The sequence below is a fragment of the Streptomyces sp. F63 genome (assembly GCF_018070345.1).
Classification (GTDB): domain Bacteria; phylum Actinomycetota; class Actinomycetes; order Streptomycetales; family Streptomycetaceae; genus Streptomyces.
Map to the genome: position 1 here is coordinate 163505 of NZ_JAGPXX010000002.1, position 12501 is coordinate 176005.

A 12501-nucleotide genomic window follows, 5' to 3' on the forward strand; every position below is an offset into this window, starting at 1 on the left:
TCCGCCGGATGCGTGGCTGCGGCCGAGCAGGGCCGGACGGGCCGGAGGGGGCCGAGCAGCCCCGGACGGGCCGGACCCGGACGCGGACTACACCTGCGGGGCCGCGTCCCGGGACTTCCGTGGCGGCAGCGGAAGCGGCAGGCCGGGCAGACCGTCGATACTGGCCGCGATGTGCTCCTTCTTCTCGAAGTACCGGGCCAGGGACGCGTCGTCCTCCCGCTCGAAACGCTTGCGGTGCAGGTCGCGGTCGCCTTCGTAGGCCATGTACGGAACGGCGTAGCCGCAGGTGTCGCGGATGAGAGAGGCCGTCACGACGATGACGGCGCGCAGCCCGTGCAGGGCAGGGTCGATGTCCGGGAAGTGCGTGAGCAGTTCCTCGAAGCGCGGGTCGTCGCGGAAGACCGGCTCACCGCGGCCGTGGACGCGCACGATGTTCGGCGGGCCCTGGAAGGCGCACCACATCAGGGTGATCCGGCCGTTCTCGCGCAGGTGGGCGACGGTTTCGGCGTTGCTGCCGGCGAAGTCGAGGTAGGCCACGGTCCGTTCGTCGAGCACCGCGAAGGAGCCGGTGAGGCCCTTGGGCGACAGATTGACGGTGCCGTCCCCGTCCAGCGGCGCGGTCGCCGTGAAGAAGACCGGCTGCGCCTCGATGAAGGCCCGGAGCCTTCCGTCTATGCGTTCGTAGGTTTTCCCCATGCCCGCCATTCTGGTCGGTGCGGCCACCCGAGGCGGAAAATTCGCTCGAACCCGGAGGGTCCAGCGCCGTCACGGGTGCGGGGAGTCCGGGGCGACGGCCTCCAGATCGGCGATGTTGCCGGACGTCATCGTCCGCACGTGCTCGGTGGTGTGCTGCGCGGGCCGGTCCCCACCCAGGCCACCGTCAGGAGGCGTGACCTACGGCCCGGAGCAGCCGACGCCGCCCGTAAATCGCGTTGTGGCGCCAGGGGTCCGTCCATAGGGTCTGGGCATGTCGATACGTCTCCGTATGCGCCAAGCCCTCCCGGAAGCCATGCGCGCCCGCGACAAGGCGGCGGTGAGCGCCCTGCGTTCGACACTGGCCGCGCTGGACAACGCAGAGGCGGTGCCCGTGGGCGAGACCGGGGTCCGCACCGGGGCCCTGGAGGACTCGCCGGCGGGCGCCGGTGCCACCGAGGCGGCACGGCGTGAACTGAGCGAGGGCGGTGTGGTGGACGTCGTACGCACCGAGGCCGCCGAACGGCTGGCAGTAGCGGAGCAGTTGACGGCACCGGCGCACGCGGATCGCGCCGCCCGGCTCCGCGCGGAGGCCGCCGTCCTGCTCCGCTTCCTCGACGGGCCCGGTCACGCGTAGGGCACGGCGCCGCACCGGTCCGGCGATCCCGGCGCTACCGGACCGGGCCGGCGCGACGTCGGGCCCGGAGGACTGATTTCCCGTTCCGGCAACAGAGTCTTGCTGCTCCTCCGCGTAAGCCCCCATGAGCATCGGGTAGACAGACCGCGACTCGACCGAGGGGGCATCGTGCGCGTGACCAAACTGGCCAGCACCTGTGAGAACGGGGACTGCCCGACGCTTTACGCGACGGACCGGGACACGATCCTCATACGGGGAGAGACTCCGGTCGATCACGGGCTGGCGCTGCCCGCGCACGAGACCGTCGTCGAGATCCCCGTGGAACTCCTCCGGAAGGTTCTCCGTGATCAGCGCATCTGACGACCTGGCCGCCCGCTTCTCCTCCTTCGAGGAAGAGGCGTTCCGGTTGGAGACCCTCGACGACTACGGGCAGTCCGGCAACTCGGACGCCTACCGGGCCTTCCTCTCGGGGGAACCCAAGCCGGAGGGGTACAACGCCGCCTGGCTCAAGACGGTGCGCCGCGCGACGGAGAGCGGTAAGCGCATGCTGCGCGTGCATGTGCTGTCCCGGCCGCTGACCCCGTATCTCCGGTACGAGCTGGGCTGGGGCTATCTGACCAACATGACGGCCGGGGAGGAGTTCTTCATCCTGGACACGACCGACCGCGCGAACCCGCTGAAGGGAGCGCCGGACTTCTGGCTGTTCGACGGCCGCGAACCGGTCGTCCTGAACTACGACGAGACGGGGGCCTTCCTCGGCCCGGCCTTCCCGGCAGCCACGGAAGCGCCATCCGGTGGGGGGGAGTCCGAATTCACCACCTACCGCGACGTGGCCCTGGCCCAGTCGGTGCCGTTCACCGAGTGGTGGGAGAAGCACGGGGCGGAGTGAACCGGACAGAGCTGGGCGCGGCACTGCGGGCGCTACGGCAGGCAGCCGGCAAGGAGGCCAAGGCCGTCGCTCGCGGCGCCGTCATGTCCACGAGCAAGCTGAGCAAGATCGAGAACGGCCGCGCCGCGCCGAGCGTGGCGGATACGGAGCGCATTCTCACCACCCTCGGCGTCTCCGAAGAGGTCAAGTCGGAGTACATGGCCGCGGCCCGCGCCCAGGCCACGGAGGCGACGGCGTGGCGGCTCCACCGGCGGATGGGCTTCCACCGCAAGCAGGAGCAGATCCGCGCTCTTGAGCAGTCCATGACCCTGCTCCGCCTCTTCCAGCCCTCACTGGTCCCCGGCCTGCTCCAGACGCCCGAATACATGCGAGCCGTCCTGTCCGGCAAAGAACTGGGCGAGGAGATGCTGTCCCGCACGGTCGGTGCGCGGATCGCCCGGCAGACAGTGCTGTACGAACACGGGAAGGAACTGCGCTTCGTCGTCACGGAGCCGGTGCTGCGCTGGCAGCTCCTCCCGCCGCTCATGATGGCCCAGCAGTTGGACCGGTTGATCTCGCTGTCCCGGATGCCGCACGTGGACATCCGCGTCGTGCCCCTGTCCGTTCGGCAGCAGGATGTGCCCGGCCACTCCTTCGTGATCCGCGACGACCGCCTGGTGACGGTGGAGACGACGCACGCCGAGATGATCGTGACGGACCCGAGGGATGTGGCGCTGTACGCCGCCAAGTTCGAGCGCTTCTCCCGCACCGCCCTGGCCGGCGACGCCATGCGCGCCTTCGTCGCGGGTGTCCGGGACGGGTTCTTGCGCGAGCGGGAGACATGATGCCGGCCGCAGGCGCTCTCCGCTTCCGTTGCTGTCAGCCTTTGTGCGACGGGGCGGGACTCGGGCCGCCCGGCCGCTCGCAGCAGGTACGGAGTGCTGTCAGCGCGTCCCATCCGTTCCCCGGACCGAAAAGCCGGAGGGTGTCGCTCAGGGCGGCGTTCAGGATGACGTACTCCTCCGGGGCGCAGGACAGGTCGCCCCACGGCTCGCGGATGTGCGCGCGGGCCAGGACCCGGCCGCAGCCGGTGCAACGGATCCACGGGACCAGAAGGAGCTGATCGCGAAGGCCGGCCGCGGCCCCGGGCAGAGGCGCTCGCGTCGCGTCTTCGATCAGGCGCACAGCGGAGCCGCTCCCCTCGCCGGGGCACTGGGCGAGGACCGGCCCGAGCGGCCGGGGCCACATCCCCCACGCTTCGCAGACGACGGCGATCTCGGCCCGGGTGGTCTCGTCGATGACCACCTGTCGCCGCGACAGGGAGGAGACCAGCAGTTCGAGGCCGGCTTCCTGCTCGCCGATGCTCCAGAAGTCCTCGAATTCCCGCGCTTCTTCGGGCGGCAGGAGCGCGGCAAGCCGGTGCCACACGGCGGCTTCACCGGTCACGTGGCCGAGGACCGTGCGGTCCGGGGCCGGGGCCCGCACCCGAGGCCGGCGACAGGTCCTCCGCCGGACGCCTGCACCAGTTCGGCGAACGCCGTCAGCATCGCGCGCGGCAAGGGGGCCGGCTCCGAGGGAGCCTTGACGGACGCGGCGTAAGCGGTGGCGACGGTGTCATACGACTCCCGCACGGCGGTGAGATGGGAAGGCTCGGTCACACGGTGAATCTAGTGTGCCGCGCCGGAAGCGTTCCCCGTAAGCTCGCGGCATCCGGCATGGACGGGCCTCTGGGCCTTCTCCAGGCCGGCGACCGGCAACGAAGGAGCATGGGGTGAACGGCAATCCCGTGTACCACTGGATCGGGCTGGCCGTGTCGACAGCGCTCATGCTGCCGGTTCCGGTGGCGCTGCTGTCGGGCTGGGTACCGGCGTCGATGCGGAAGCGGCAGGCCGGGCTGCGGCTTCGCGCCTACGGCTTCCTGTGCTGCTACGCCCTCGTGCTCGTCAACGCCATCCCGCGGATCGCCGACGCCTCCTACGAGACGGTCATGGCCTGCATGCTCCTCGGCTTCGGCTTCATCGCCGCCGCTGCCGTCCTGTTCCTGCTCGCGGCCCGCAAGGATGCGCCGGCCCGGCCAGCCGACCCCCTCGCCTCTCGCCCGGGCTGAGTCCCCTGGCCCCGGGCCGCCCGCCCCGCCGCGTTACCGGCGCTGCGGTTTCCCCCCGCTCCGCCCACGCCGGCCTCGAAGACTGGCACGCCTCACCAGGTCTGCGCGGTCAGGTCAGCCCGCACCGCTTGGCCATCGTCATCAGCTCCGGCCTGGACCGCTGATGCATGACGAACAGGACCCGGAGCACCTCACGGCTCATCGGGTGGATCTCCGTCATCTGCGGGGCAATCCGGAACGATTTCTTCAGCGCTTCCTCTGCCCGCTCCCAGTTCCGCAGGGCCAGATGTGCCCGGGCCGTGTCGATGCACAACCGGCCGATACGGTTCGGCTTCAGCCCTGCCGGCGGGTCGTCCAGCAGCGACTCGGCCATCCGCACGGCTTGGTCCGGCTGGTCGAGTTCGATCCGGGCGGCCATCTCGTAGAGCGCCGTGTTGCCCGCGCCGAAGGTCAGCGTGTGCCGCACCACGTCCCGAGGCAGTTGCTCCGCCAGGTTCTTCGCCCTGCGCAGATGCTCGGACGTGGCGTTCTTGTCCTTGTGCCGGGAAGCGAGGACGACGCCCCGCAAGTGGAGCGAGCCCAGGTGGACGATGTGGTCGACGCCCTGTCCTCCGACCGCTTCGTAGCGGGCGATGGCACGCTGCACGATCGCCAGACCGTCGTCGTACTGGCCCGCGCTCTGGTAGCAGCCGGCCTCGTTCCACGCCGCGCCCGATTCGGCTTCCGGGTTCCACGTCTGCTGCGCGGCCCAGGACTGCCGGGAGACGATCATGTCGGCGAGGTCCGGCTGTGCGAGCCGGTGTGCCACCGAGTACGCGCAGCTGTAGACATCGGCGAGGGTGCCCCAGGCGGTGGCGTCCCCGTCCGAGGCCAGCGCGGTGGCGGTTGCCTGTCCGAGTAGTCCGGGGAGGACTCTCAGCAATTCCAGGTATTTCGTCTCCGCCCGGAGTTCGGCCGCTTTCGACAGGCAGGACGCCAGGACGCCGGGCTCGGGCACATCCTCCTTGGGCAACGTGTGCCGACGCACCGCGCTGCGCAGGTCGTTCAGGAGATCCGCCTGCTCGGACGGGCCGAGGAAGGGTTGCCCGTAGATGCGGGCCGTGGGGACGCGCAGCGCCTTGGCGATAGCGGCGACCACCGCCGGGGCGGCCGGCCGGAGCCCCGTCTCGATCTTGCTGAGGTAGGACACGGTGATGCCCGCGGCGTCGGCCAGCCTGCGTTGCCCGAGACCACGCGCCTTCCGCAGCACGGCGATGTTCTCGCCCGGGGCGGGTGTGCTCTCCATGCGCTCAGTGTTCCACGCCGAGGGCCGAGAACCCTATCAACTAAGCGTTGACCAAGGGAAGTTGTGCAAGTTCAGTGTGAACCGATCTTGATCTCCCGGAGTTGACTGATTACCGAAAGCGAACCGACGGAGGTCCCCATGCCGGATGGAATCAGAGACCCTGACTGCTCGAACGCCAGAACCGAGGCGGCGGACGAGTCGGTTCGCGATACGGCGATGCTGGACCTCGGCAGGGCGCCGGCTGAGCCTGTCAGCCGCATCGCCGAGTGGCTCACCGAGCGGGCCTGACCATGGCGACCGCCTGGGATTCCGCCGAACGCCGCTGGTCTGGTCCGGCGCCCAGAAACAGGCGGGCCGAACAGCCGCTCTCACCGAACCGCCAGGTGCCGGGAGCCTCCGCGTGGCCGCAAGACACTGCGCGGAGGCAGAGGGCCGCCCACGCCCGGACCGACCGCCAACAGGACCACAGCGAAAGGACAGAACGATGAGCAGGAGCATCAGCCGGGTACCGGCCACGCCCATGACGAGCGCAACATCCGGCGCCAACGCCACTGGCCGGCCCCGGCGATGTCCCATCCCTCCAACTCCGGCCACTGCCCGCCCCGCTGACGAACACGGCAGGACATCCGGCCCGCCCGGCCATGCCCGGCGCCCGGCACGCTGTCCTCAGGCCGGCCCCGTACTCGTCCCCCTCTCCCCGGAGCCCACCTCGTGACCACGTACGGACAGGTGGACGGGTGGGAAGTGCTGCGCTGCGTCGGGCGGCAGATCGGGGTGCTCCGCGGCCGGGCCGAGCTGACGCGGGCCGAACTGGGCGAGTCGATCGGCTACAGCAGCCACGCGGTCGCGGCGACCGAGCAGGGGCGCCGGCCACCGAGCCCGGTGTTTCTCGACGGGGCAGACAAGGCGCTGGAGGCCGGGGGTGTACTGACGGCCGCCGCCGAGCTGGTCGAGCACGTCCGGGCGGCGGGCTCGGCCACCTGTCCGGCGCCGTCGGTGATCGCCGCCTGGCACGCCTACGCGCCGTCGGTCGTACCCGAACTCCTGCGCACGGACGACTACGCCCGGGCGGTGCTGCGCGCCCTCCGGCCGACGGCGAGCGCGACGGAACTCGACGCCGAGGTCAGCGCGTCCGCGGCCCGCCGCGAAGTGCTCCACCGGAACTCGGACCTGCTGGTCACCTGCGTGCTGGAAGAGGCCGTCCTGCACCGCGCGTACGGGGGCCCCGAGGCGCTGCGCGGGCAGATCGCGTACCTGGCCGAGGTGGCGCGGCTGCCGCGGGTGCAGCTCCAGGTGATGCCGCTGGACGCGGTGGAGCACGCGGCTCCCGATGGGCCGCTCCTGCTGCTGGAGCCCGCCACGGCACGGCCCGTGGTGGCGCGGACCGGTCACCGCACGGTGACGCGCCCCGCCGAAGTCCGCGCGCTGCAGCAGCGCTACGGCACCCTGCGCGGCCAGGCCCTCAGCCCGGCGGACTCCCTGGCGCTCCTGGAGAGCCTGCAGTGCGCCAAGCCCCAAGGCGCCGAATAAGTGGCGCAGGCGTTGCGCGTTCGCTGCCGCACCAGGTCGCTGTACCCGAAGCGCGGTGAAGCGGGATCAGCGCCAGGCCTCGATGAGGTGGTCCGGGGTGAGGACGGTGACGCCGGTGGCGGTGGAGCCGCTGCGGGTCACGGCGAGGAGCGGGGTGGTCGCATCCGCACCGGGGAGCTGGGAGCGGTGGGTGTGCAGGCGGGCGAGGTCGCGCTGGTCGAAGGGCTTGTTCTCCAGCCACTTGATCGAGCCGACCGCCGTGATCCTCTTGGCGATCGGCGAGCGATCCGCGCCGACGATGTCGATCTCGGGGTCGTTGCTGCGGGTCCAGTAGCCGCCGATGATCTGGGTGCCCGCCGGGAGGTGGTCGTCGATGAGGCGCCACAGGGCCTCGCGGACCACGGGTTCGACGGCGCGCCCACGCCACGTTGTCCAGTGCGTGCGGATGGTGTCGAGGACACGGTCGCCGCGGCCGCGTTCGACGGTGGGGATCCCGGGGCCGATGAAGGAGAGCCAGAAGCGGAGGTAGGGGTCCTCGATGCGGTAGCGGGTCTCACGGCTGGGACGGGTGGACAGGGGGAGGTCGGCCGCCACCATGCGGCGCCCCGTGAGGAGTTCGAGGGAGCGGGTGAGGGAGCCGGGGTTGAGGCCGCCGGCAGCCCGGCCGATGAGGGTGAAGGTGCGCTCGCCGTGGCCGATGGCGCCGAGAACAGTGCGGGCCTGGGCTTCGGTGGGGAACTCCGCCGCCAGGGTGCGTTCGCCGCTGACCAGGAGGGCTGAGGTGGGGTGGCGGAGGGCGGTGTCCAGGTACTCCCACAGGTCCGCGCCGCGCGGCCACTCCTCCAGGATGAGCGGCAGCCCGCCGCTGACCAGGTAGGCGTCGAAGGCGTCGGCCGGGGACAGGTCGAGCATGTCGGCGACGTCGGCGGGACTGAGCGGCGGGACCACCATCTCCGTGCCGCGCTGGTAGAAGGGGCGGCCGTAGGTGTTGAGCTTCTCCATCATGGCGAGGTCCGAGCCGACGAGGATCAGCAGCACGGGGAGCCGGGAGAGGGTGCGGTCGAAGGCCTTCTGCAGGGCGCCTTCGAAGCTGGGGTCCTCGCTGACGAGGTAGGGCATCTCGTCGAGGACGACGACGCTGGGCGAGTCGGCGGGCAGCGCGGTCGCCAGCATGCCGAAGGCCGCGTCCCAGGACTGGGGGGTGCCGAAGCCGCTGAAGCGCGCGGCGTCCGGGAGGCCGGCCGCCGCGAGCTCGGCCCCGAAGCCGGCCAGGTCCTCTTTTTTCGAGCCTCCGACTGCCGTGAAGAAGAGGTGGGGCAGCCGGGAACGCTCGAGGAATTCCTCCACCAGCCGGGACTTGCCGACGCGGCGGCGGCCGCGCACGAGCAGCGCCCGCCCGGGGCGCCCCGTACGGCTCCCGGACCGCACCTTGCCCATGAGGTCGTCGAGGTGGGCGAGCTCCGTACGCCGTCCGATGAATCCGTCCACTGCCGACTGGTCCTTCCTCCCCGGAGATGCTTGCATGGATGATACTTTCATTGATGCAAGCATCTCCGGCTGCGGCCCTGGATGCACCCGGACGGGTGACGCAGTGCGGCTGCCCGGCGTCTGACGCCGAGGACCGGCACCGGCCATGGTCCCGGCCGGCCAGGACCTCTTCGCCGCCATCGGGCGGCCGTGGCGCCACCGCAGTCTTCCGTTCTCGCTGCGGGCAGACGGATCAGGCACCGGAGAGGGACACGCGTCGGCACAGCGGCGCACCGTTCGGGCCCCGAGCCGGAGCCGCGAAGAAAGGTCCGCGCTCGCCCGGCGGGCGGGTGCCGGGCGAGCGCGGTGGGGCCGGGGAGGACCCCCCTCAGGTCCTCCCCGGGCCCGGTTCCGGCGGCCGGCCGGGGCGCGGTCCCTCTGCCCCGGACGGCCTTCTCCGGTTCGGCGCGGTCAGCGGCGCCTTCGTGGAGGCTCCGGTCGGCGGCGCCTTCGTGGAGGCTTCCGTCGGCGGCCTGCGCGGAGACTGCCGGTCAGCGGCCCTCGCGGAGGCTTTCCGGCGGGCCCAGGTAGCTGGGCTCCAGGCCGCCGGTGTCGACCACCAGCTTCTGGACGACCACGGTCGGGTCCACCATCCACAGCTTGAGGAGGTGGCGGCCCGGCCTGGCGATGGTGTGCCGGGTGACGGTGAGGTTGGTGTTGTCGGAGGTGTTGCGGGCCCACTGGCGGTTCATGCGGGTGTCGTCGGAGCCGGTGGCCGCGATGACGTCCACCGTCTGCGGCTTGTCGTCGTCGAACGAGACGGCGTAGCGCAGGCCCTCGGTCGGCAGGACGTTGTTCCGCGGCGACAGGTACGCCAGCACCTCCACCTCGCCCGCCGTGACGAGCGTCAGCTCGTACTGCAGGTGCGGGCCGCGGCCGCCGGGCTTGCGGCTGGGCGCGGTGACGGGGAACGGGGTGACGCCGGAGCCGGTGCGGCCGATGTCGGGCAGGACCTCCCAGCGGACGCCGTAGGCTCCGACGGCGCGGGTGAAGTGGGCGGCCTCCACGGAGACGTAGCCGCTCGCCTCGATGAAGCCGCGGCGGGCGCGGCGCGGCAGCCGGGGGTTCTCGACGACGGCGCGGACCTCCACGGAGGTGCCGCCGGGCCCGGTGACGGTGATGGGCACCTCGGTGGTGCCCTGGGGGGCGCGCCGCCAGTCCACGCGCACCGTCGCCCGCACCTGCTTCTCGACCCGGCCCCGGCCCTTCTCGACGCGGATCCACGGCACGGACGGCTCGATGAGGTAACCGAAGGGCCGCGAGCCGCGGTTGAAGACCTCGATGTACTGGTCGGGGCGGGTCTGGTAGGGGCTGAAGGCCGGGAGCACCGCCGGTTGCTCCGCGTGCGGCCACCAGGCGTCGGAGCCGTCGATGCCGACGCCCATCTCGGCGCGGTCCGGCAGTTCGATGCGCTTGACGGCCGGGAAGACCTCGTCGGGCAGGGCGACGTGGTTGGGGGTCTGCGGCTGCTGCCAGCCGGCGTCGGGGCCGTAGCGCTCCGTGTCGCCGTAGCCGATCTTGGGCTGGGTCTGGAATCCCTTCCACTTCCCGCCCGCCAGGCGGTTGTTGTAGTGGTCCGACATGGCCTGGTCCTCGGCGAACCGGGCGTCGGTGGCGTCGGCCAGGTCGTTGGTGAGGGCGCGGCCCTGGGCGGCGTAGTGGATGTTGGTGAACTCGGCGAGGCGCAGGGCGTAGAGGTTGGCGGTGGCCTTCACCTGGTAGTACACGAGCTGGTAGTAGGCGTCCCGCCAGGCACGGGGGATTCTGCGGCGGATGCGCTCCGCCTCCCCGGCCAGTTCCTCCCACTCCTCGGTGACGCGCTCCAGCTCGCGGTAGTGGTTGAGGCGGAAGGGACTGGCCTGGTCGTCGTAGACGACGGCGTCGGAGTCGGTGGCCGGGTCCTTCGCCGGGTCGAGGGTGATGCGGCGGTTGAGGAGTTCGGGCTTGCGGCGGGCCTGGAGGACGCCGTAGGTGTGCAGCACCTCGGCGATGGCCTCGGCCCGGCCGGGGCCGAAGTTCTCCTCGGCGTAGGCGCGTTCCCACTCCTCCAGGCGGTGGAGCGGCCAGCGCTCCGGGTCCCAGGCGTAGTCGAGGAAGAACTGCAGCGGCAGTTCCTCGGCCTTCATGTCGCCGACGTTGACGACCCAGAGGCGGTCGACGCCGTAGGCGTGGGAGAGGTGGAGCTGCTCCCAGGTGCTGGCCAGGTTGACGGTGTCGACCCACTTGTAGTTGCGGCCGGCGCCCACGTAGTCGAAGTGGTAGTAGATGCCGTAGCCGCCGGCGCGGGCGGGCAGCGACTGGTCGGGCAGCTTGCGCAGGTTGCCCCAGTTGTCGTCGCAGAAGACGACGGTGACGTCCTCGGGCGGGCGCAGGCCCTTGTCCCAGTAGCGCTGAACCTCCTTGTAGAGGGTCTGCACCTGCGGCACTTGGGTGAGCTGCTTCTCGCCGAAGAAGTCGGTGAGGATGCCGCGCTGGGCGGCGATGATCGACTCCATCAGGTCGATGCCGTCGCCGTCGGGCAGGCTGACGTCGCCGTTGCCGCGCATGCCGAGGGTGACGACACCCTCGAAGTCCTGCTCCGTCATGCGGCGGATGCCGTCGGCCCAGTACTTCTTGATGGCCTCGCCGTTGCGGCGGAAGCTCCACTCGCCGGTGCCGCCGTAGGGGTCCTCGCCCGGCTCGGTGATGTTCCCGTTCTCGTCGCGCTTCGCGGGGGTGGCGTGGCGGTTCCACTCCTCGATGCCGCGCATCATCGGTGCCTCGTGGGAGGTGCCCATGACGACGCCGTAGCGCTGGGCGGTGGCGTGGTTCTCCGGGTCGTCCTCGGCGAAGGCGCGGCCCCAGACGGCGGGCCAGAGGTAGTTGGCCTTCAGCCGCAGCATGACCTCGAACACCTTGGCGTAGAAGGCGCTGTTGAAGCCGTTGGGGAAGCCCTCGGCGTGGCCGGGGCCGAAGAACTCGGGCGCCCAGGTGCCGAGGGCGGGGTTCTCGTCGTTGATGAAGAAGCCGCGGTACTTGACGGCGGGGGTGCCCTGGCTGTGGCGGCCGGGCAGCGCGTACAGCTCCGCGCGGCGGCGCGGCGGTACGTCGTCCCACCAGTGCCAGGGGGAGACGCCGATCTGGCGGGAGGTCTCGTACGCGCCGTAGATGGTGCCGCGCTGGTCGCTGCCGGCGATGACGAAGGCCCGGTCGACGCCGGGCATGGGGTGGCGCACGACCTGCTGGAGTGAGGTCTCCCACGTGCCCTCGATGCCGCGCACATCGAGCTTGCCGGCCTCGACGAGACCGTCGATCAGCGGGCTGCGGCCGATGGTGCCGACGATGACGAGGTCGCGGTGCGGGGACTTCGCGGCCTCTGCGGCCTTCGCCGCCTCCGCCGCCTTCCCCGCCTTCGCGCCGTCGGTGACGGCGGGCTGCACGCCGGTGACGCGCTCGATGTCCGCCCGGAGGTCGTCCACGACGCGGACCACTCCGGGGTGGTCGTCCGGGCTGACCGCGATCGGGGCGGCCTTGCCGCGGGCGACGAGCGGGAAGGCGTCGCGCCGCGCCTCGAAGGCGATGAACCGGCCCCGGCCGGTCTTCCCCGGCGTCACCCGGCCGAAGGCGGAGCCCTGCTCGGCCGCCGCGGCGGCGGGGGCGGTGGCGGTGGCCGCCGCGGCGGTGGCGGCGGTGGCCACGGCGGCTGCCAGGAGGGTGCGGCGGCTCGGACGGCTCGTCGGTGCGGGGTCCGGGGCGGTTCCGAAGGATCTCATGAGCGCGATCTCCGCAACGGTGGTGGAGGGAGTGGTGCCGCGAAAGTTATCGGAGATATTCCGGAACAACAATGGATCGGGCAGCCTGCTCATGACGCGCGC

General features: G+C 71.5%; 12 protein-coding genes and 1 pseudogene. 7 read left to right on the top strand and 6 right to left on the bottom strand.

Annotated features, from left to right (window positions below; translation table 11 throughout):
• Positions 1–87 precede the first annotated feature (87 nt).
• Complete coding sequence (locus KBZ10_RS02850) at positions 88–696, bottom strand: pyridoxamine 5'-phosphate oxidase family protein (RefSeq protein ID WP_210985861.1); 609 nt, start codon at positions 694–696, stop codon at positions 88–90.
• 313 nt (positions 697–1009) lie between these two features.
• Between KBZ10_RS02850 and KBZ10_RS02855 the strand changes: the two genes are divergently transcribed.
• From KBZ10_RS02855 to KBZ10_RS02870, 4 genes are all read left to right on the top strand, one after another.
• The gene (locus KBZ10_RS02855) at positions 1010–1330 is read left to right on the top strand and encodes a hypothetical protein (protein ID WP_210986068.1); all 321 of its coding nucleotides are present in this window, start codon (positions 1010–1012) and stop codon (positions 1328–1330) included.
• A gap of 168 nt (positions 1331–1498) precedes the next feature.
• Positions 1499–1690 carry a hypothetical protein gene (locus KBZ10_RS02860; protein ID WP_210985862.1) on the top strand — a complete coding sequence of 64 codons (192 nt, stop codon included), beginning with the start codon at positions 1499–1501 and terminating at the stop codon, positions 1688–1690.
• Positions 1674–2219 carry a DUF6879 family protein gene (locus KBZ10_RS02865; protein WP_210985863.1) on the top strand — a complete coding sequence of 182 codons (546 nt, stop codon included), beginning with the start codon at positions 1674–1676 and terminating at the stop codon, positions 2217–2219. The genes KBZ10_RS02860 and KBZ10_RS02865 overlap by 17 nt, the downstream gene beginning before the upstream one ends.
• On the top strand, positions 2216–3043 hold the full coding sequence (locus KBZ10_RS02870; RefSeq protein ID WP_210985864.1) for a helix-turn-helix transcriptional regulator: 828 nt from the start codon (positions 2216–2218) through the stop codon (positions 3041–3043). Before KBZ10_RS02865 ends, KBZ10_RS02870 begins: the two co-directional genes overlap by 4 nt.
• Positions 3044–3077: 34 nt before the next feature.
• Here the strand turns inward: KBZ10_RS02870 and KBZ10_RS02875 are convergent, their stop codons facing one another.
• Both KBZ10_RS02875 and KBZ10_RS02880 read right to left on the bottom strand, forming a co-directional pair.
• The gene (locus KBZ10_RS02875) at positions 3078–3644 is read right to left on the bottom strand and encodes a hypothetical protein (RefSeq protein WP_210985865.1); all 567 of its coding nucleotides are present in this window, start codon (positions 3642–3644) and stop codon (positions 3078–3080) included.
• Between the two features lie 11 nt (positions 3645–3655).
• Positions 3656–3856, bottom strand: a pseudogene (locus KBZ10_RS02880) (SAM-dependent methyltransferase); the annotation flags it as partial.
• A gap of 113 nt (positions 3857–3969) precedes the next feature.
• Here KBZ10_RS02880 and KBZ10_RS02885 point away from each other — a divergent pair.
• Complete coding sequence (locus KBZ10_RS02885) at positions 3970–4305, top strand: hypothetical protein (RefSeq protein WP_210985866.1); 336 nt, start codon at positions 3970–3972, stop codon at positions 4303–4305.
• Positions 4306–4414: 109 nt separating this feature from the next.
• Here KBZ10_RS02885 and KBZ10_RS02890 read toward each other — a convergent pair whose 3' ends face one another.
• Complete coding sequence (locus KBZ10_RS02890; protein WP_210985867.1) at positions 4415–5590, bottom strand: helix-turn-helix transcriptional regulator; 1176 nt, start codon at positions 5588–5590, stop codon at positions 4415–4417.
• A gap of 138 nt (positions 5591–5728) precedes the next feature.
• On the opposite strand from KBZ10_RS02890, the gene KBZ10_RS02895 reads away from it, so the two are divergent.
• Both KBZ10_RS02895 and KBZ10_RS02900 read left to right on the top strand, forming a co-directional pair.
• Positions 5729–5878: a hypothetical protein gene (locus KBZ10_RS02895; RefSeq protein ID WP_210985868.1), complete on the top strand. Its 150-nt coding sequence runs from the start codon at positions 5729–5731 to the stop codon at positions 5876–5878.
• A 423-nt stretch (positions 5879–6301) separates the two neighbouring features.
• Positions 6302–7120, top strand: a complete 819-nt coding sequence (locus KBZ10_RS02900; RefSeq protein ID WP_210985869.1) for a helix-turn-helix transcriptional regulator — start codon at positions 6302–6304, stop codon at positions 7118–7120.
• A gap of 66 nt (positions 7121–7186) precedes the next feature.
• Here the strand turns inward: KBZ10_RS02900 and KBZ10_RS02905 are convergent, their stop codons facing one another.
• Positions 7187–8608, bottom strand: a complete 1422-nt coding sequence (locus KBZ10_RS02905) for a DUF234 domain-containing protein (protein WP_210985870.1) — start codon at positions 8606–8608, stop codon at positions 7187–7189.
• A 530-nt stretch (positions 8609–9138) separates the two neighbouring features.
• Entirely contained in the window at positions 9139–12399 is a 3261-nt protein-coding gene (locus tag KBZ10_RS02910; protein ID WP_210985871.1) for a glycosyl hydrolase 115 family protein, read from the bottom strand.
• Between the last annotated feature and the right edge of the window lie 102 nt (positions 12400–12501).